We start from the raw sequence: 19,071 nt of genomic DNA, 5'->3' as shown, positions 1-19,071 counted from the left end.
AGATTTTTCTATCTGTTAACTATAAATTAAATGGTTCTATCTCATAAGCTATTTTGACCACTTTTTGATAAGTGATACTCACGAACAAGCCTGAACTAGTTAACAAAGACAAAGCGATAATTGCACCCTATTTATTCTCATAATTTAATCTGGCATCAATGTGGCAGAGTATTTCTCCTAAAATCCCAATAGAGAAACAGAAGTAAAAGAGATCCATTTTATTACGCTCAACAATTTCTCAGGAACAGCCCTGCCACTCGCTATATTTGTTGGATATTCCATATTACATACGGACTATTAGTGCTTTTTTACCATCGACAACATATCTTATCTTCCATATCTCAGTTTTCCTCACTCCGGCGAATGACTTTCAAAGCCAGGATATTCTCTTCAGGCATCTGGTTCACAGAAGCGGCATCAAGTATCTTATCGATATTCCCCATATTAATAGAGAGGCTTCCATTGCGGCAGGGTACATCCAATTACCGAGAAATTTTCCTCCGTGATACTCCACTACTGGATGTGCGCGCACCGGTAGAGTATCAGCGTGGGGCCTTCCCCTCTGCAGAAAATCGTCCATTACTGGATGATCACCAACGCGAACTCATCGGCACCGAATACAAACGGCGAGGACAGCAGGCCGCCATAACCCTTGGATGGAAACTCGCCACTCAAGAGGTGGTACAGGCACGTCTCACCGCCTGGGAGGCTTTTCTCGATGAGCACCCACAAGGCTATCTCTACTGTTTTCGTGGTGGCCTACGCTCACATACTACTCAGAAACTGCTTCGCGACGCAGGTTTTGATTACCCTCTGGTAGAGGGTGGTTACAAAGCTATGCGCAACTACCTTCTTGGTGAACTGGAAATCCAAAGCCGGCAGTTATCATTTGCTGTTATTGCTGGCCATACCGGCAGTGGAAAAACGGAACTGATCCAGTCGGCCAGTCGAGCTCTGGACCTGGAGGGCATAGCCAAGCATCGTGGTTCCAGCTTTGGTCGCACCGGATACAAGCAACCAACGCAGATCAATTTCGAAAACCAAATCAGTATCGACTTACTCAAGCTGGCACAAACCTCTGAAAGGGTTTTTATCGAGGATGAAAGTCACCTCATCGGACGCTGTGCCCTCCCCCCCGCCCTGCAAAGCGCAATGAAAGCAGCACCACGTATTCTGGTTGAGGAACCCGTAGAGAATCGTGCCCGCCGTATTGTGCGCGATTATATCAGTGAGGCCTTACCACGTTTTGGCGACACTGAATCCCCTGCTGCGGCACTTGGAGCGGATCTGCATAAAAGCTTGGGGAAAATACGCAAACGCCTAGGCGGGCTGCGCTATCAGCAATTAGACACACAACTGGCCGAAGCCAATGGGGAGCTACAGCGCAGTGGCAACAGCGACGCCTATATTCCATTGGTGATGGCACTGCTGAAGGAGTATTACGATGGGAGTTATAGCTATCTGATGAAGAAGCGTGATAGTGAAGTCCTGTTTCGCGGTACCTACGCTGAAGTGAAAGCCTGGTTGGCAGATTCGGAAACTCTTAGCCCCAATTAACTTTCACCCAGCACGATTACCGCAATAATCAGAAGCTACATATCAAGCCTTATGTGCCAACCGATTCAATTTAAAGCGACGCAGCATTATCCAGTCCCGAAGTCCGCGGGGCAGCCAGCGTGCCAGCCAGGGCAATAAGCTACTGCGGTTTCCAATGCGTACCAGAGTTCGTGGCCGCTTTCGAAGTAACTCACGCACCAACTTACGTGCAAGCGTGCTGGCCAGAGTGGCATTTTGCTGCGACTCCTGTGCGCGGGAGCGCACGGCCTCCTCCTGGCGCTTATATAAAGAGTCCGGCGGCAGTAACCCGCGCAGTGATACCTCTGCATGACGGCCAAATTCCGAGGCGATAGCCCCCGGCTGCACCGTCATCACGCGAATGCCAAAAGGCTTTAACTCGAGACGCAGTACTTCGGAAAGTGAGTGAAGGGCAGCCTTGGAGGCACAATAAGCACCAGAGAAAGGTGTCGCCAGTACGCCGGATACCGAACCAATATTACAAACAACACCACCCTTGCCGGCACGCATTAACGGCACACAGGCGCGGATCAGTGCAAGCGGTGCGAATACATTAGTGCGAAACTGATTTTCCAGGGCCCGAGTATCCAACTCCAGCAAAGGCCCCATCTGGCCATAGCCGGCATTGTTGATCAGAATATCGAGGCGACCATAGGCGGCTTTAAGAGCGTGAACAACGCGGTTTATATCCGCCTGGCTGTTTACATCCATGGCTTCAGTGGCAATGCCCAAATCAGCAAGCTCCTGCAAGCTCTCCGGACGCCGCGCCGTGGCAATAACAATTGTACCGCGACGATGCAACGCCAGGGCCAGCTCACGCCCGATACCGCTGGAACATCCGGTAATCAGTGCGACTCGGTCTGGCGCCACATAGCCCCGTCCGATCTGGGCCAGGCTCTCAGCTGCAAAGCCCTGACTTGAAGTGCGAAAGCTGGATACTGGCGGTCTGTTCACGGGGACTACTCCGTTAACTGTTCCAAAACCTCCGGCTGAACTTGTGGGTGCTCAATCAACCCAAAAATATTGCCGTAGGGATCGAGAAAACTTGACATCAGCACGCCCTCGCCAACATCCACCACATCGCTATGTTGTCGCGCACCCATGGTTCCGAGACGTTCGACCTGTGTGGCCATATTCGCAACCGCCCAATAAGCGACCACGCCATCCGCACGGCTGATCGCACTGCGCGCGTCTGGATTCAAGCCCAGTTCACATTGACCAATTCGAAACCCCACATAACACTCACTATCAAAATAGGGTTTCTGCTGCAGTAATTGTGTGTACCAGTCTTTGGCTTCAGCAATATCTGTTACACCGTAAATAACCGTGTGCAAGCCGAGAATCTGCCCCATTTGAGACACCCTATTGTGTGATTTTTATCCACTGATGGGGCACTATGGCGCAGCTTACTGCAGTTCCTGCTCCAGCTGCTCCAACAGGTCGAGTGGTTCCAGCTCCACTCCCTCCAGTTCAACATTCCAATTTAACCCTACCAGCAGCACGTCTTCATGCATACCGGTAAGCCAATCGTCCATAAACTCTTCCAGATCGATAGCTACAGCTTCATACTCGGCCCAATCACCTTCACAGTGCATCTCAGCAAATTCACGCTGCGACCAAAACGGCATTACTTCAGTCTGTGCACGTTTTTCTGATTCACACAGCGCAAAACCCTCTTCCCCCTGTAGTGCCCAAACACAGCCCTGCTCAGCAGCCTCAGGCAAAAAGCGCGCACAGTTCTCTTCAAAATCATTCGTTAGGGGTGCACTTTGCATAACATCTTCGCTTAATGGATTTGCCAGCAGTGTACGTTAGTTTTCTCTTCGCACCAATGCAGTAACCTGGCGTAATTTTCCCGGCCTGGCCTTAGCGAGGCTCACCAGCCATTTTTAACTTATGCATAAAACCCAGCTAATTTTTTCTTTATCTCGAATATTTTTGCTTAGACAATTATCGGCTTAGGCATCCCTTTCAAATACCGCCATAGATTCAACGTGATCGGTATGGGGAAACATATCCATGACACACGCCTTTGTCAGGTGGTAACCGAGCTGTGTCAAGGCCCCCGCATCCCGCGCAAGGGTTGCAGGATTACAGGACACATAGACAATTTTCTTTGCATTAAAACTCGCAATACTCCGCACAGCCTGCAAAGCACCACTTCGCGGCGGGTCCAGCAGAATCTTATTAAAGCCGCCCTGGGCCCAAGGCTGATTTATTATTTCCTCATTCAAGTCTGCTGCGTAAAATTGCACATTATCCAAAGTATTCAGCTCGGCATTCTCTACACCGCGACGGGTGAGTGCCCCCACGCCCTCAATGCCAACCACCTCGCCGGCACATCGCGCCAAAGGCAGGGTAAAGTTCCCCAGGCCACAGAAAAGGTCCAATACCCGCTCATCGGGTTGGGGATCCAGCCATTGCAGGGCTCTACTTACCATTTGGCGATTAATTTCGAAATTGACCTGGATAAAGTCCAATGGCTGGAAACGCATGGTGAGATCAAACTCTGGCAGCGCGTAACTGAGGAAGGCCTCCCCCTGCTCCGGCCATAAACGTCGAACTGATGTCGAATCACCAGGTTGTATATACATGTGTATACCAGATACTTTTGCGAAGCTTATCCAGCGCTCTCGGTCACCTTCCGATAACGGCTTTAGGTGGCGCAGTACCAGAGCCGCAACATCATCACCCACAGCCACATCCAACTGAGAAAAATAGGCTTTGCCATCGCAGTCAGCCACAAGCTGTTTTAACGTCGGTATTTGTCTGGCAATTGCCGGGTGCAGTACATGGCATTCATCGATATCCGTCAGATCATTACTGCGTTTTTCACGGAAGCCAAAAATTAACTCTTTCCCCCTACGGGATTTTAACTGGCGAATGCCGATACGTGCCTTGCGCCGATAGCCGTAGGATGCAGCAACCAAGGGCGGTAATATCTCTTTGGGCTCAATACCAGCAAAACGAATAAGTTGGTCCAGCAGGATTTTTTGCTTCTCAATAATCTGCGCACCAATTTCCAGGTGCTGCAGAGAACAACCTCCGCAGAAGTTGATATGAGGACAGCAAGGCGCGCTACGCTGAGGTGATGCCTGCAAGATTTCCACCGCTGAGCCCTCATCGAACCGGGCCCGACGAGCGCTATAACGAAAAAGTACTTTTTCACCAGGCAAAGCGTTATCGATAAATACAGTTTTCCCCGCAACGCGGGCAATGCCACGCATATCATGGCTGAACTTCTCTACGCAGGCTTCGGCCTGCGCCGGCAAATTTTTTGTCACCGGCTTGCGCGAGGTAATAAAACGCGGTTTCTTGCTCATGTTAATTAATTGAATAATTCGAAAGATCTGATTTGTACTGATATTTTTTACACAGTGAGGCGGTGGCCATTATCACGGAGCCAACGGCGCAATTCTTTGAAACGGGGACAAACACTTTGCACCAACACCCAAAAGTCACGGCTGTGATTGTGATGTTGCAGATGGCAGACCTCATGGGCAATGAGGTAATCCACTACAGGTTCCGGAGCCAGACAAACCAACCAGTTGTACTGTAGCTCTCCACGGATACTGCAATGCCCCCACTTGCTTTTAGTACGCCGTACCCGCACTGAAGAAAATGTCAGCCCCAGTCGATCCGCCACCAACTGGGACTTTTCCGTTAACAGGACCAGTGCTTCGCGCTGATACAAGCGCTGCAAAGCTCCTTGAAGTTGCTCCTGTTCAGGAAATTGGGTACGGGTATAAAGAAGGATTGCCGCTTCACCAATTCCTGCAGCTTTAGTACTAGAGGCACGCGCAAGTGGCAATGACCTGCCGAGCCATGGAAATCGCTCACCAAAAGCATATCGGTAACGCGGCACCTGGGATGCCCGCTGACTGGCGGCCAGTAATTGGGCTCGCACCCACTGAATATTGTCCTGCAGAAACTGATGGCCATGGCGAGCTGCACAGCGCTGAGGGATACGTACCTCTACCCCTGACTGCGCCAATATCAATCCCAATCGCTTGCGTCGGGGTGAACGCACCAAGCGATAGGGAATATCCTCAAAAATAAATTCATCCGCCTCACTCATTGGAGGCACCCCAAAAAATTTGGCATCTGCTAGCCACCGTGAGCCACCACCGCCATGGTGATTCGGGAAATACAGCTTAACTTGCCATTGGGTGCATAAATCAATATTTCCCAAACCTGGCTGCTTCGTCCAATATGCACAGGCTTAGCCCGGCCAGTAACTTCACCCTCCGGCACCGGTCGCAGGTGGTTGGCATTAATCTCCTGCCCAACACAGTAGTATTTATTGGGATCCACCAACAGGTTGGCACCAATAGATCCCAGAGTCTCTGCCAGCACCACATTAGCACCACCGTGTAAAATCCCAAAAGGCTGGCGTGTACGGTGGTCCACCGGTAGTTTACCCTCTAAGTAATCTTCACCAATTGCCGTAATTTCCAAACCGAGATAGCCGGGCATGCAGTTAGCACTGCCCTGATTAATCTCTTCCAAGGTCGGAGTACTGTGCCAAATTGCCATGAAAAACTCTCTAGAAATGAAATCGTAAAGGTGATCATCTGAGTTTAACCACTCGGTAGCACACCACCGTTAAACTCACCAATAAAAAAAGGCGGAGGAGAAAAAACCACGGGGATAAAGACCGGGGATAAAATAACGAGGACCGAAAAGCCCATAGCGATGCAGCTCCAAATCCAACATGCGTAACTCCCACTCGAGCCGACTGTGCTGGAAATACAGGGCGCGGCGCTGGCTGTCACTGTCAGTGTGCCGGAGGGCATAATGCAGAGAGTAAAGCTCCCGCTCTAAGTTGTCGCGACGCCACAATAAGTTTTGATACTGTTGTTCGATACGGTATTCAACGAGTCCACGCTGGTAATTTTCGACGAAGAGATCAGCAGTAGGGCCTGTACATACCCCTTCATACTTGTACCCCCGACGCCCTTGCCGATAACCATTATCCGGGGTGCAGAACTGCTCTATACCTTCCTCATGACCGCGCAACCAAGCCTCATTATCCACATAGATTTCGTAACTCAGGCATTCCTGAGCCAACTCCTGCACCAGCAGCGGGGAGCGTCCGCGGGCACCGTCCTGAACGCCACGCTCATACCAGAGCCCAGCGCGGCACTCATCTTCGGAAATTACTGCACAACCACTTAACACAGCAGCAAAAATAAGTAGGTATAAACTCACTTTCGTAGACATAGGGTCGGCCTCCCGTATTAGTTACTGTTCTCCCACAATAAAAACTCAGCCGAAACGTTTATCAGCTACGAAGGGGTTGGTTTTACGCTCCTGGCCAAAAGTCGACATAGGGCCGTGCCCAGGTACAAAGCGTACCTCGTCACCGAGCGGCCACAAGCGCTCCTTGATCGAGCGTATCAGAGTATCGTGATCTCCCTGGGGAAAGTCTGTGCGTCCGATAGAGCCCGAAAACAGCACATCCCCCACCAGGGCAAGGTTACTGGGACGGTGAAAAAACACCACATGGCCCGGCGTGTGGCCGGGACAGTGATAAACTTCGAGCTCTTCCTCACCCACAGTAACGGTATCACCCTGCTCCAACCAACGATCCGGAGTAAAAACTTCCACCGCGGGAAAGCCAAACATCTGGGCCTGCATGGGCAGCTGTTCTATCCAAAAATTATCATCTTGATGAGGGCCCTCAATGGGTAATTGCAGCTGCCCGGCTAGCGCAGCTGTCCCCCCCACATGGTCCAAGTGGCCGTGAGTAAGGAGTATCTTCTCCAACTTGAGGCCGCGCTCCTCTACAGCGGCAAGGATCTTGTCAATATCACCGCCAGGGTCCACTACCGCAGCGCGCTTGCTGTCCTCGCACCAAAGCAATGTGCAGTTCTGCTGAAAGGGAGTAACCGGGACCGAATGAAATTGCAGCGACATAGGTATCCTTAATGGGATCAGTTACAGGGAACAGAGATTATACCGTGAGTACCCGTTGAGATCGCTGAGCAGGTGCCGAACCTCCACGCTGTCCGTTTTGCAGCAGCGCGCGCAAGTCCCCAAGCAGCTGTTGCAGCACCAGGTCACTGGACCAGTAATCTTCCAGAGGCAACACCTGTGGACCTTGGCTACCCATATGGGAATCACTTAGTGGACGCGTCTCATAATCTTTAAACACGGCCTGGTTATAAGTAGGACTCAGTGGCTTTAGGGGCCAACCAAATAAATCATCGGGGTGATAGAAGTTCTTCCAACGAAATCGATAGCCGCGGGAGTCCGCGGTGACCGCCTGGATCTGCTCACGCCCCCTGCCAGCACACCAGAGCGGATTACTGGCTCCGAGGGTGTACCAGTAGCTCAGGGTCTTCAGTCGCAGGAAGCGTTCTCGCGCAGAACCCTTACGCACACCTCCGGGACCACCATCACGCCAAATTCCATGGCCAACACTCGAACGCTGGGCATCCCAGAGGTAATTGGAAAAACTGACGCAACCGAAAGAATGACTTAATAGCACCACCGGTGTTCGCTCACCGGCCGCTGCTGCAGCCTTTTGCAACATGCGATAAATCGCCCCTTGGGTTTTCTCATAGGCTCCATCACGCTGCTGGATATCTCCCAATTGGGCTGCGCCCTGGGCCATAGTACAAAGCAAGAATTTGCGCGCGCGCAGATAGTCCATCTCGCTCTTGCACATCCCCTGGAACACCCGATCTGTATTGCCCTGAAGGGATTCCACTGCCGTCAGGGTATCGCAATACAAGCGCGACCAGTCACCGCCGAGAGCATCTTTTAACGCCGAGAATAATGGGCTCGCAAAATCCCTGGGGGCCACCCCGGCTCCCGCAACGGCCAGGACTACAATATCTGCCATATTTGCCTCTTCTTATTATTTTTGTTGAATTGGCATCAGACCCTCTGCACACCCGACAGTGATCCAAATTGAACTCACTGCGTAAAAATATGTTGCGTATTTTGGCAAAAATAATCCGGTCAGGAGGACCGGAAATTGCCGCTATAACAATGCGCTAGAAGGTGATTAATCTGGTCGGTAAGACCAGTTTGCACGCCAGCTTTCGGGGGCAAAGGGACGTGCCCCTGCCGGCGGCTAATCTTAAGGGATCAGTGTGACTAATTTGATCCGCCCAGTAATATACTGCCCAAAGTCAAGTCCGCGCCAGTCTTAATCGAAATAAATCTACCAATTCTACCCCTGCCCCCTGTCGCAGCGCTGTAACATTAGCGCTTTCCTGGTGCATAATAACCTTTGTACAAAAATCAGACGTTTAAAACGATCCCGCCCGCAGCGATGCTATTAACCTCCAAATACAGCCTGCCGGATTGCCCCGAGCACACACTGGCGCGCCCCCGCCTGCTGTCGTTACTTAACGACGGTCACAGCGACCAGTTGCTGTTGGTAACTGCACCGGCGGGCTACGGTAAAACCACACTTGTCACCTCCTGGGCCTCAGGCCAGGATAACCCGGTGGCCTGGTATACCCTGGATGCCAGCGACAACGAACCGAATCAATTCTGCCGCTACCTTGTGGAGAGTGTGCACCGCGCAACCGGCAACGGCGTACCCCAGACCTACCAGTTGCTAACAGCACCCCAGTGTCCGGACCCAACCTCTGTCGTCAGCCATTTGCTGGCTGAATTGCGCGGACTGCCTTGCGAGCTGCGCATAGTGCTGGACGATTATCACCAGATCGATAATCAGGTAGTACACGACACAACCCGTTTTCTTCTGCGCCACGCCCCCGCCGGTGTGGGCGTCGTCCTCACCAGCCGCAGCCAGCCGCCCCTGGGGCTCGCTACCCTGCGTGTACAGGGACGCCTACTCGAGCTGGGCAGCGATGCCCTGGCACTCACTACCGAGGAAATCGCCCAGCTGCTGAAGCAGCGCCTGCCATTTAACCTGGACGCTGATCGCGCCGCCCAACTACAGCATTTAAGTGAGGGCTGGCCCCCGGCTGTGCAACTATTCACGCTCTCTGTACGCGACCGCGAAGAGGTCGACCGTTACCTGGCAGAACTGGAGCAGGGCCATAGCCATATTCTCGACTACCTCGCCGAAGAAGTACTGGAACGGCTTGAACCCCAGCTACGTGAGATGCTCGCATGTACCTCAATCCTCACCCGCGTCAATGCCCAGCTGGCAGAGCGCCTGAGTGATCGCAGCGATGGCCAGCAAATGCTGGAAAGTGCGGCCAGGCGTGGGCTCTTCCTACAGGCACAGGATTCCAGTCGACGGTGGTTCCGTTTTCACCCAGTGTTTGCGCGTTTCCTGCAGCGTCAACTGAGCGACCGAGATCAGTTGCAGCATTTACACACCATTGCCTGCGACACCTGGCAAGAGCTGGGCCAGCCGGTTGAAGCCCTGCGTCACGCCCTCGCCGGTGGTGACCGCGAACGCCTGCGCCAGCTGCTGAACGAGCAGGGAGAGCGGTTACTGCGCGGGGGCCAGTCCCGCCTGTTGCGCGATTGCCTTGAATGGCTGGGCGCTGAAGAGCTACAACTCAATGCGCGATTTACCCTGCTTTCAGCCAAGATGGCGCGGGAAAACTTTGAGTACGACCAGTGTGAGAAGAACCTCGCCGCCACTGAGAGCTGGCTGCAACGCCAGGATCCGCAGCAATGGCACCAGTATGAGGGTGCCTTTGCCACTATGCGCGCCCAGGTCGCTATCGCCCGCGGCCAAACCCTACAAGCCAAGGAATACGCTGAGGAAGCCCTGGGGCTGTTGCACCGTGAACAGCTGGGGGAGCGAATTTCCGCATTACTGGTGACCGGCGAAACCAGCTTCTGCCTTGGCGCATTGGAACAAGCCCTTGCACATATGCAGGAAGTGGAAGCCCTGGCTATTGCCGAGAAAGATATTCCCAGTGCCGCGTGGGCCATCTGCCAGCAGACCGAGATCGCTTTCGCCCAGGGTCTTTTGAAAAAATCCGCCACCCTGCAGGAAAAGGTGTACAACCTGGTGCAGAAACACCACCTTTCCACCCTACCAATTTCCGAGTTTGTCTGTCGCCTGCGCGGCCAATTGCAGTGGGAGTGTGGAGACCTGGAAGGCGCCGAGCGCTCCGCCCGCCGCGGAATGCAAATCAACCGCAAAGTGGGAGAGCACTGGCTTTTGCCTGAATACACCCTATTGCTGAAAATTGCTCAGGCGCGCGGCGAGAAAGAGGAGTCCCAGGAATGGCTCGACCGTATTGAGCGCCTGCTCTCAGACGAACGCTATCATCGCGACTGGGTTGCCAATGCCGACGCCACCCGTATCCGCACCTGGCGCGCCCTGGGCAATCAACAGGCTATTACCACTTGGCTGGAACAGGCTGAACCGGTAGCCGACAGGCCCAGCAATCACTTTGAGCAATGTCACGGACGCAACCATGTACGCGCATTGATTGAGCTACATCGCTGGTCTGACGCCAATCGCTTGCTGAGCCGCTTGCAGCAGGTCGCCAAGGAGTGCGGCCTGGTGACGGACCGTCTACGCAATCGGGTATTGGAGTCCCACCTGCTTTGGCTGCGCGAGCGGCACAGCGAAGCAGTGGAAGCCATTTCCGTGGCGCTGCAGTTGGCCGCCGGGCGAGACTTCCGCGCCAGCTTCCTGCAGATCGGTAAACCACTGATCGTCATTCTGAAGGCCGCCCTGGAGCAGGGTCTGGAGGAGGCAGAAGCCACCAAGGCGCAGGAATTGATTCGCGTGACCCAGCAACAGCCTGAACTGGATGGTGGCATTCGAATTGAGCTGGATGACACCATCATCCGGGAGATTCTCGCCAGCGATGCGGTACCCGATTTTCTGCGCCATTCGCCACTGACTCCCAGGGAGTGGCAGGTACTCAATGCCATTCACTCGGGGCTATCGAACGAGCGCATTGCGCGTCACTTCAAGGTGGCACCCAGTACTATCAAGACCCATATCCGCAGCCTCTATCAGAAACTGGATGTCAAAGACCGCCAAGAGGCCATCGCCCTGGCCGAGCAAATGCTGCGTTCAGTGCAGGATCGCCCCTGAGACCACTCACAGCACAAGGATGTACTGACGCATTCCCACCGCAGCTCACTATAATTTGACGACACACCCAGGGTGAGTCAGATATTAGTGTGTCCTCCAACTACTCTCCCCCAGCGCGCCACAACTCTCAGCCTCTCCCCCCTGGGTGGGGAGGAGGTAGACCACTGCACGCTACCCCATACTCGGCGCATCCTTCCAGAGTGGGCCTGTCCCACCCTTCAAATAATGAAACAAGGCAGTAATCCATGAGCGGCAACAGCACAGAATGGTGGCGCAATAGTGTTATCTACCAGATTTACCCTCGCAGCTTCTGCGATGCCAATGGCGATGGTATCGGCGATCTTCCCGGTATTACGCAAAAACTGGATTATGTGAAATCTCTAGGCGTAGATGCCATCTGGATCTCCCCCTTCTTTAAATCCCCGATGGTGGATTTTGGTTATGACGTGGCGGATTATCGCGATGTAGACCCGATTTTTGGCAAACTCGAGGACTTCGACCAACTGATCGAAGCAGCCCATGAGCGCGGCCTGAAAATTATTATCGACCAGATCCTCAGCCATACCTCAGACCAGCACCCCTGGTTCAAAGAGAGTCGCTCCAGCCATGATAACCCCAAGTCAGACTGGTATGTATGGCAAGATCCCAGGGACGACGGCACCCCGCCAAATAACTGGGTATCCGTATTTGGTGGTGGCTCATGGCGCTGGTGTACCCGCCGCCGCCAATTTTATCTGGCTAACTTTCTCAGGGAACAGCCGGACCTCAATGTGCACAACCCAGAAGTGCAGGAGCAGCTGCTAGCCGACATGAAGTTCTGGCTGGACCGAGGAGTGGATGGTTTCCGCCTGGATGCAGTGAACTTCATTTTCCACCAGCAGGCCCTGGCTGATAATCCAGCGCGCCCACTCAGGATTGACGAAAAAGGGTTGCCGCCGGTGAATCACTACGATTATCAATGGCATCAACACGATAAGTCCCAACCTGAAAACCTCGTCTTTTTACAACGCGTGCGCAAGCTGATGGATCAGTATCCGGGCACGGTTACCGTGGGCGAGGTGGGCGATGACAACACCCACAAGATCATGGCCGACTACACCACAGAAAACCGACTGAACATGGCCTACTCCTTCGATCTGTTGACCGAGGATTGCAGTGCTGAATTCCTGCGGGAAACACTGGAGAAAAACCGCGAGGTAATTGAGAGGGGTTGGCCCTGTTGGTCCATCAGTAACCACGATGTACCCCGCTCAATTAGCCGCTGGAACAAAGGCTTCAGCGATGAATTAACCCATGCGCGCGCCCCGCTATTCCTGCTTATGCAGCTGACCCTGCGCGGCAGTGTTTGTATATACCAGGGGGAAGAACTGGGCCTGCCGGAAGCGGATATCGCTTTTGAGGATTTGGTCGACCCTTATGGCATTAACCTATGGCCTGAATTTAAAGGTCGCGACGGTTGCCGCACGCCTATGCCCTGGTTGCAGGGGGGCGGCGAAAGCGCCGGCTTTTCCGCCAGTAAACCCTGGCTACCTGTTTCAGAAGATCACCAGCGACGCGCCGTCAGCATCCAGGAAGATAGCCAGCACTCCATGCTGAACCAGTTTCGCGCCCTGATTGAATGGCACCACACATTGCCGCCAAGCTTAGCGACAGCACAACAGGCAGTGATCAACACTGATAACGAATTATTGGTATTTATTCGCCGTGCCGCAGGAGAGGAACTCCTTGTTGCCCTGAATCTAGGTAAACACAGCGAGCAATATACCCTGCCTGAAGAGTTTACTGGTGCCCAAGACATTACCCCAAGCCTGTTTAAAAACCAGTTTAACAACAGCACCTTAACCCTGGATCCTGCTGGAGCCTGTGTACTGCACCGGAAAAAACCCAATTCGTAACCCGCTAACCCAGGTGTCTTTTTGACCGGCAGTTACTGCTGCTGATCGCTATTTTCAGGAAAATAACAGCACCTCTCCCAGGTATTTTGTGTTGCTTTTCTGTGTCTCTGCAACGTCAGCTTATCCTTTCGACGTCTGCTTCCTCGCCGGCCCCGTGCCGGCCTTTTTATTCCCCATTGAAAATCCTCGCAGGCAGCTCTTACAACATTTGGCTTCGACCCTGCTGCTAAATTAGATATTTGCAAAAGTACAAATTAACTGCCCTGTAAAATTACCCGGAATTTATGCTCAACGCCTGCGACCAAATGGAATATGCCCGTGCCTGAATCTGGGCCAGGAATTCAAACTGCAAATACCTCGTCGGTAGTGGCCAGCCAGGTAGATCTGCAAAAGGCAGAGCTTGGCGACGTCTATTCTGCACTCAAAACTACATCTAAGGGCCTAACCCGTAGTGAAGCTACAGCTCGGCTTAAGCAGTACGGCCCCAATACGATTCAAGAGAAAGAACAGAGCGCACTCGCCAGGTTCTTCCGTTTTTTTTGGGGCCCCATTCCCTGGATGATCGAAGCCGCCGCTTTACTTTCCGCACTTATTGGGCACTGGCCGGACTTCGCTATCATCATGGCACTGCTTCTCTACAATGCCATTGCCGGATTCTGGCAAGAGCACAAAGCCTCCAATGCCCTCGCCGCCTTGAAAGCCAGTATGGCTCCACAGGCCGAAGTACTACGGGACGGCAAATTCCAGACTATTGCAGCGGCCAACGTGGTGCCAGGTGATATTTTGCGCATAAAGCTTGGTCAAGTGGTACCAGCTGATGTGCGCTTTATCGACGGCAAATCTATTAGCATCGATCAAGCCGCTCTCACCGGCGAGTCCCTGCCGGTCAGCAAAAAAGTGGGAGATATTGGCTACTCAAGCAGTATTGCAAAACGTGGAGAAATGAGCGGTGTTGCTATTGGCACCGGCCGCAATACTTTCTTTGGACGCACCGCAAAATTGGTCGCAGGTGCAGGCCAGGAGGCCTCGCACTCACAAAAAGCCGTCACTCATATTGGCGACTTCCTGATTGTGCTCTGCCTGATATTGGCGATGTTACTGGTTGGGACCCAGCTGTATCGGGATATAGTAATAGCGCCCAACTGGCACTGGTCCGACATTATCAACATTTTGCGCACAGTATTGGTGCTGCTAATCGCCTCCATTCCGGTAGCTATGCCCTCAGTGATTACTGTTACCAATGCCCTGGGTGCGTTGGCACTATCGCGCAAAAAAGCTATTGTTTCCAAACTCGAATCTATTGAAGAACTCGCCGGTGTAGATATCCTTTGCTCCGATAAAACCGGCACTCTAACGAAAAACCAGTTGAGCTTACATGATCCAAAATTATTTGATGCTCAAAGCAGCGATGAACTTATTCTCGCCGCAGCTCTAGCTTCAGAATCCGCTTCCAGTGACCCCATCGATCAGGCAATTTTTGCCGGCCTTAAAAATAAAAATCAATTAAATAACTTTCGACTAAAAGAATTCACTCCTTTCGACCCCATTACTAAGCGTGCTCAGGCGCAGGTCACAGACGATAAAGGACACTTACTTTCTTTTTGCAAGGGTGCCCCCCAGGCGGTGATGGCACTGTGCAATCTCAACGGTGATAAAGCAGAGAAAGCAAAATCCTGTGTAGAGGAATTAGCTTCTCACGGCCTTCGTTCACTGGGAGTGGCACGCTGTAATAATGGAAATAACTGGTCTTTTCTCGGAATTCTTTCCCTCGAAGATCCACCTCGGGATGACTCTAAACAAACTATCAGCAGGGCGCGGGAACATGGGCTACAGGTAAAAATGATTACTGGAGACGATGTCGCGATCGGTAAGGAAATCGCCTCCCAGGTAGGTATCGGCCAGAATATATTTGCAGCAGGGGATGTATTTGATCAATCGGAAAATATGGACCACCTGCCAAAGAAAGTGGTTGACTGTGTAGAGCGAGCTGACGGATTTGGCAGGGTATTTCCAGAACATAAGTATGCCATTGTAAAAGCACTGCAAGGGCGCGGGCATCAGGTAGCTATGACTGGTGACGGTGTAAACGACGCTCCTGCCCTTAAACAGGCCGACTGTGGTATTGCCGTCAGCGGCGCCACCGATGCCGCTCGCGCTGCGGCTGCTATTATTCTTACCGCCCCAGGATTATCGACCGTTGTCGATGCTATCGACGAAGCACGAAAAATATTCGAACGTATTATTAATTATGTGCTTTTTCGGGTTTCCATGACATTGGATATCATGGTTGTTGTGGTATTCGCCACCATTCTTTTTGGATTCTCTCCCCTTACCCCCGTAATGATTGTACTTGTCGCATTACTGGATGATATTCCCATAATGACCATCGCCTACGACAATACCTTACTGCCCAAAGAGCCGGTACACTGGGAAATGCGTGATCTGCTGCTTGGGTCAACGATTATTGGAATTTTTTCTATTGCACAAACAATGGGCCTCCTTTTAATTGGCATGGAATGGCTACAGAATAGCCAGTGGCAATCCTGGATATCACTTAGTAAGGAACAAATCCAGACAATTATTTTCTTGCAAATTGTCGCTGGTGGTCATCTGCTGCTGTTTGTAGTGCGCTCACGTAAAGCTTTCTTTAGTAAACCATTCCCAGCAATGAAACTGTTTTGTGCGATTGTCGGCACTCAAATCCTGACGGTGCTAATGTGCGGATTCGGCTGGCTGGTTCCCGCCATCCCTTGGAGTATTATTGGCTTGGTATGGCTATATATGATCATCTGGATGTTCGCCCTGGACTTGGTCAAAAAATTACTCTACCGCCGCCTGCAGGACATTTGAAAAGAGTTTAACTTTTTCTCAATTCACTAAATGGGAATAGCCATGGATTGTTTTAAAACCTTTCAGGTTAAACCTGGCAGTAAAGTCAAACTGGATAAAATAGATCCAGGATTCAAAGACTGTTACAACAGTCGCGAAGAAGCCAATCCAATAATAGAAAAGCTCGATAGGAGAATTCGAGCCCAGCAGTACCTGATGTACGCAGAACATAAGCACTCATTATTGATCTGCTTGCAGGGCCGGGATGCTGCGGGCAAGGATGGCACTATCAATCATGTATTGGGTGCTATGAATCCCCAGGGTTGTAACGTAACCAGTTTCAAACAACCATCTAAAGAAGAAGCTGCTCATGATTTCCTCTGGCGATGCCATAAGGTAACACCGGCTCAGGGCCATGTGGCTATTTTTAACCGTTCACACTATGAAGATGTCCTGATTCAACGGGTTCACAATATGGTACCCAAATCGATATGGTCTAAGCGCTATGAGCATATCAATAATTTTGAAAAACTACTGGCCGACCATGACACCCTGGTCCTGAAGTTCTTCTTGCATATTGATGCAGATGAACAGTTAAAGCGTTTCAAGCAACGTATTGATGATCCCACAAGGCATTGGAAAATCAGTGAAAATGACTACACAGAGGCAAGCTACTGGGATGCCTATACCAATGCCTTTGAGGATGCATTAAGTAAATGCAGTACGGCTTATGCTCCGTGGTTTATCATCCCAGCAAATCACAAATGGTTTCGTAACCTAGCAGTAGCTTCTATCGTTGCAGATGCTATGGATGCTCTGAAGATGAAATTCCCTGCCCCCACTGTCGACATAGACAAAATCAAGAAAAAATATCACAGCCTGGATAAGATAGATATAGAGGAGGGGCTGGTAAATGCCCCTAAAAATAAAAAGCAGTGAATCTCAGCCACACAGGCTAATTACCTTGCACGTTCTTTATGGAAAAGAATTTCTCAAAAGCATCATAGACAGCCAGATGTAAAGCATCACCGTGATCCAGCTGCCCAAAATAACCAAAGTGCACCCTGGCTTTATTTTTCTCACTATCTAACTTAGTGAATAGCGACCTTGTCAATCTCTCCATAACCTCACCCTCTTTCCCTACGCCGACATAAACTAATTCATCAGCACAGCAATCTTTTGGAAGATCAGCCAATAATGATCCTCCACTCCACCAAAGACTTGGACTGATGATAATATAATTGTCGAAGTGTTCTGCACGCCTAAATAGAATTTCGGTAGCTAGAAGCCCTCCTAATGACTGGCCTATCAAGGTAGAATCCCCTCTCACCCGATAGTGACTTTCAACCAGTGGCCGCACTTCCTTATCAAAAACTCTATAAACTGATCTGCCCCCCTGAAGATGGGAATTCCTTACGATCCCGGGATTCCGTAGAGGGGAAGGTAAAATCCCGCTTTCTGCCTACATTCACAACTCCAACAAGAATCGACTCAGGAACCATATCAATCCAGAAAAAGGAACCAAACTGTAACAAGGCTGCAATATGAATAAAATCTTCATTTGTAGATCCATCCAAAAGATATATTACTGGATAGTCCCTTTTTGGTTCTCTTTGATCACTCTCCGGCAGGTAAACATTCAGGCTACGCTTTTCATCCGATATTTTGGATGGAAAACTTATAGAATCTCCAATACCCAAAGGTGGTTTTTTAAAATCCTAAGGTCCCAACAACAGCTGACTCCAGTGAAGTACAAAAGAGGATAAGCTATTTAGCTATTATTTTCATAATGGTAAAAATAAATTTTATTATTGAGTAAGGTGACATTAATCACTAGATTTCCACCCAAAATCATACAGCAATCAGTATAAAATTAACTATCGAAAAACTATTAGATAGTACTACTACCCAAACAGTTTTTCTGCAACCGGACTGATATATCCAGTCCGATTGTATGTCACAGACTGCTGCGTGGTTAACTACCTCAGCATTCCTGCTGAGCATTAAATTCCCTTTTCTTGGCCTCATACCACTCCTGCATCACTTCAGGACTTTCCATCAGATTCTGCTTTTTTGCATGGCTTGTAAGTGAAGGGGATCCTGTTTTTGATACATCTCGACACCATGCCTTTTACTCATTTCCGCCATCTCTTCAAAGGTGCTGGCGCGAAACTCAAGGTCACAAGCATCTCCTAATTGTGTACACGTCATTATTCTCATTGGGATATCCCTCATTCAGTGATGGCCTTTTCAGCTCCAATCAACTTAGAGCTCAGGCATCTTTTCAAATTTAGAGAGGTCTGGGTCCATATAATCCCAGGAAGCACCACTGCCCGAGTACACGACCATGGATGGTCTGAACTTTTCCAAGTCGTGCAAAGTTCCTGCCCGCAAAAATTCAAACTGGGGCATTCCACTATTTTCCGCAGATATATGGGAGCCGCAATGAGGACAGAACCCTCTTATTATCAGGTTGCCACTTTCCGCATACTTTTCATGGTATGTGAGCTTGCCAGAAATATTAAGACTATCTTTTGGAACTGCAATATTCGATATGTGTCCTGCACCACTAATTTTCTGGCAGTCCGTACACTGGCAATGCCCCGCCATTACAGCATCACTATCACACGTATAACTTACAGCACCACATAGGCACTCCCCTGATAAATTTGACATTTTTTCCTCCATAGTAACTTACGATTTTGAAGTTATTAAATCCTATAAGCATAACTTCAATTTTGCAAGTTACTGTATTACTATTTATCGCATTGA

Annotated in this window: 17 protein-coding genes; 5 read left to right on the top strand and 12 right to left on the bottom strand. The window is 50.8% G+C overall.

Annotated elements, in window-relative coordinates; translation table 11 throughout:
* The first annotated feature begins 462 nt into the window (after positions 1-462).
* Positions 463-1,557: a tRNA 2-selenouridine(34) synthase MnmH gene (mnmH, locus tag G367_RS0117255; protein ID WP_020414413.1), complete on the top strand. Its 1,095-nt coding sequence runs from the start codon at positions 463-465 to the stop codon at positions 1,555-1,557.
* A 42-nt stretch (positions 1,558-1,599) separates the two neighbouring features.
* On the opposite strand, the gene G367_RS0117250 is transcribed toward mnmH, so the two are convergent.
* The 9 genes from G367_RS0117250 to G367_RS0117210 all read right to left on the bottom strand — a co-directional run bounded on the left by G367_RS0117250 (position 1,600) and on the right by G367_RS0117210 (position 8,425).
* A complete protein-coding gene (locus tag G367_RS0117250; protein ID WP_020414412.1) occupies positions 1,600-2,529 on the bottom strand; it encodes an SDR family oxidoreductase in 930 nt (309 codons plus the stop codon).
* 5 nt (positions 2,530-2,534) lie between these two features.
* The gene (locus tag G367_RS24135) at positions 2,535-2,927 is read right to left on the bottom strand and encodes a VOC family protein (protein WP_020414411.1); all 393 of its coding nucleotides are present in this window, start codon (positions 2,925-2,927) and stop codon (positions 2,535-2,537) included.
* Between the two features lie 54 nt (positions 2,928-2,981).
* Positions 2,982-3,350: a DUF2750 domain-containing protein gene (locus G367_RS0117240; protein ID WP_020414410.1), complete on the bottom strand. Its 369-nt coding sequence runs from the start codon at positions 3,348-3,350 to the stop codon at positions 2,982-2,984.
* Positions 3,351-3,533: 183 nt separating this feature from the next.
* The gene (rlmD, locus tag G367_RS0117235) at positions 3,534-4,898 is read right to left on the bottom strand and encodes a 23S rRNA (uracil(1939)-C(5))-methyltransferase RlmD (protein ID WP_020414409.1); all 1,365 of its coding nucleotides are present in this window, start codon (positions 4,896-4,898) and stop codon (positions 3,534-3,536) included.
* Positions 4,899-4,945: 47 nt separating this feature from the next.
* Complete coding sequence (locus G367_RS0117230) at positions 4,946-5,653, bottom strand: M48 family metallopeptidase (RefSeq protein WP_020414408.1); 708 nt, start codon at positions 5,651-5,653, stop codon at positions 4,946-4,948.
* A gap of 29 nt (positions 5,654-5,682) precedes the next feature.
* Entirely contained in the window at positions 5,683-6,111 is a 429-nt protein-coding gene (locus tag G367_RS0117225; protein WP_020414407.1) for a hotdog fold thioesterase, read from the bottom strand.
* A 75-nt stretch (positions 6,112-6,186) separates the two neighbouring features.
* On the bottom strand, positions 6,187-6,798 hold the full coding sequence (locus G367_RS0117220; RefSeq protein WP_020414406.1) for a DUF2799 domain-containing protein: 612 nt from the start codon (positions 6,796-6,798) through the stop codon (positions 6,187-6,189).
* Between the two features lie 45 nt (positions 6,799-6,843).
* Positions 6,844-7,494 carry an MBL fold metallo-hydrolase gene (locus tag G367_RS0117215; RefSeq protein ID WP_020414405.1) on the bottom strand — a complete coding sequence of 217 codons (651 nt, stop codon included), beginning with the start codon at positions 7,492-7,494 and terminating at the stop codon, positions 6,844-6,846.
* A 37-nt stretch (positions 7,495-7,531) separates the two neighbouring features.
* Entirely contained in the window at positions 7,532-8,425 is an 894-nt protein-coding gene (locus G367_RS0117210; protein WP_020414404.1) for a hypothetical protein, read from the bottom strand.
* Between the two features lie 435 nt (positions 8,426-8,860).
* Between G367_RS0117210 and malT the strand changes: the two genes are divergently transcribed.
* The 4 genes from malT to G367_RS0117190 all read left to right on the top strand — a co-directional run bounded on the left by malT (position 8,861) and on the right by G367_RS0117190 (position 17,238).
* The gene (gene malT / locus G367_RS0117205) at positions 8,861-11,575 is read left to right on the top strand and encodes an HTH-type transcriptional regulator MalT (protein WP_020414403.1); all 2,715 of its coding nucleotides are present in this window, start codon (positions 8,861-8,863) and stop codon (positions 11,573-11,575) included.
* 245 nt (positions 11,576-11,820) lie between these two features.
* Positions 11,821-13,470 (top strand): alpha-amylase family glycosyl hydrolase, encoded by a 1,650-nt coding sequence (locus G367_RS0117200; protein WP_020414402.1) that lies wholly within the window; start codon positions 11,821-11,823, stop codon positions 13,468-13,470.
* Between the two features lie 318 nt (positions 13,471-13,788).
* Positions 13,789-16,320 carry a plasma-membrane proton-efflux P-type ATPase gene (locus G367_RS0117195; protein ID WP_020414401.1) on the top strand — a complete coding sequence of 844 codons (2,532 nt, stop codon included), beginning with the start codon at positions 13,789-13,791 and terminating at the stop codon, positions 16,318-16,320.
* A gap of 42 nt (positions 16,321-16,362) precedes the next feature.
* Positions 16,363-17,238 (top strand): polyphosphate kinase 2 family protein, encoded by an 876-nt coding sequence (locus tag G367_RS0117190; RefSeq protein ID WP_020414400.1) that lies wholly within the window; start codon positions 16,363-16,365, stop codon positions 17,236-17,238.
* 16 nt (positions 17,239-17,254) lie between these two features.
* Here G367_RS0117190 and G367_RS26980 read toward each other — a convergent pair whose 3' ends face one another.
* The 3 genes from G367_RS26980 to G367_RS25745 form a co-directional block, all read right to left on the bottom strand.
* On the bottom strand, positions 17,255-17,659 hold the full coding sequence (locus tag G367_RS26980) for an alpha/beta hydrolase-fold protein (protein ID WP_169337135.1): 405 nt from the start codon (positions 17,657-17,659) through the stop codon (positions 17,255-17,257).
* A gap of 16 nt (positions 17,660-17,675) precedes the next feature.
* Positions 17,676-17,999, bottom strand: coding sequence for an alpha/beta hydrolase-fold protein (locus G367_RS26975; protein ID WP_051089525.1), 324 nt, complete (start codon positions 17,997-17,999; stop codon positions 17,676-17,678).
* A 565-nt stretch (positions 18,000-18,564) separates the two neighbouring features.
* Complete coding sequence (locus G367_RS25745) at positions 18,565-18,975, bottom strand: GFA family protein (protein WP_040629041.1); 411 nt, start codon at positions 18,973-18,975, stop codon at positions 18,565-18,567.
* Positions 18,976-19,071: the final 96 nt, after the last annotated feature.

Source organism: Microbulbifer variabilis ATCC 700307 (assembly GCF_000380565.1).
Taxonomy (GTDB): Bacteria; Pseudomonadota; Gammaproteobacteria; order Pseudomonadales; family Cellvibrionaceae; genus Microbulbifer; species Microbulbifer variabilis.
The sequence above is the reverse complement of the archived record's forward strand: the minus strand, read 5'-3'. Positions and strand labels throughout refer to the sequence as shown.

Bases quoted from the DNA above. Each gene is read 5' to 3' on its own strand.
- G367_RS24135 (WP_020414411.1), bottom strand. From the start codon at position 2,927: ATGGGGCAGATTCTCGGCTTGCACACGGTTATTTACGGTGTAACAGAT.
- G367_RS0117240 (WP_020414410.1), bottom strand. From the start codon at position 3,350: ATGCAAAGTGCACCCCTAACGAATGATTTTGAAGAGAACTGTGCGCGC.
- rlmD (WP_020414409.1), bottom strand. From the start codon at position 4,898: ATGAGCAAGAAACCGCGTTTTATTACCTCGCGCAAGCCGGTGACAAAA.
- G367_RS0117230 (WP_020414408.1), bottom strand. From the start codon at position 5,653: ATGAGTGAGGCGGATGAATTTATTTTTGAGGATATTCCCTATCGCTTG.
- G367_RS0117225 (WP_020414407.1), bottom strand. From the start codon at position 6,111: ATGGCAATTTGGCACAGTACTCCGACCTTGGAAGAGATTAATCAGGGC.
- G367_RS0117220 (WP_020414406.1), bottom strand. From the start codon at position 6,798: ATGTCTACGAAAGTGAGTTTATACCTACTTATTTTTGCTGCTGTGTTA.
- G367_RS0117215 (WP_020414405.1), bottom strand. From the start codon at position 7,494: ATGTCGCTGCAATTTCATTCGGTCCCGGTTACTCCCTTTCAGCAGAAC.
- G367_RS0117210 (WP_020414404.1), bottom strand. From the start codon at position 8,425: ATGGCAGATATTGTAGTCCTGGCCGTTGCGGGAGCCGGGGTGGCCCCC.
- malT (WP_020414403.1), top strand. From the start codon at position 8,861: ATGCTATTAACCTCCAAATACAGCCTGCCGGATTGCCCCGAGCACACA.
- G367_RS0117200 (WP_020414402.1), top strand. From the start codon at position 11,821: ATGAGCGGCAACAGCACAGAATGGTGGCGCAATAGTGTTATCTACCAG.
- G367_RS0117190 (WP_020414400.1), top strand. From the start codon at position 16,363: ATGGATTGTTTTAAAACCTTTCAGGTTAAACCTGGCAGTAAAGTCAAA.
- G367_RS25745 (WP_040629041.1), bottom strand. From the start codon at position 18,975: ATGTCAAATTTATCAGGGGAGTGCCTATGTGGTGCTGTAAGTTATACG.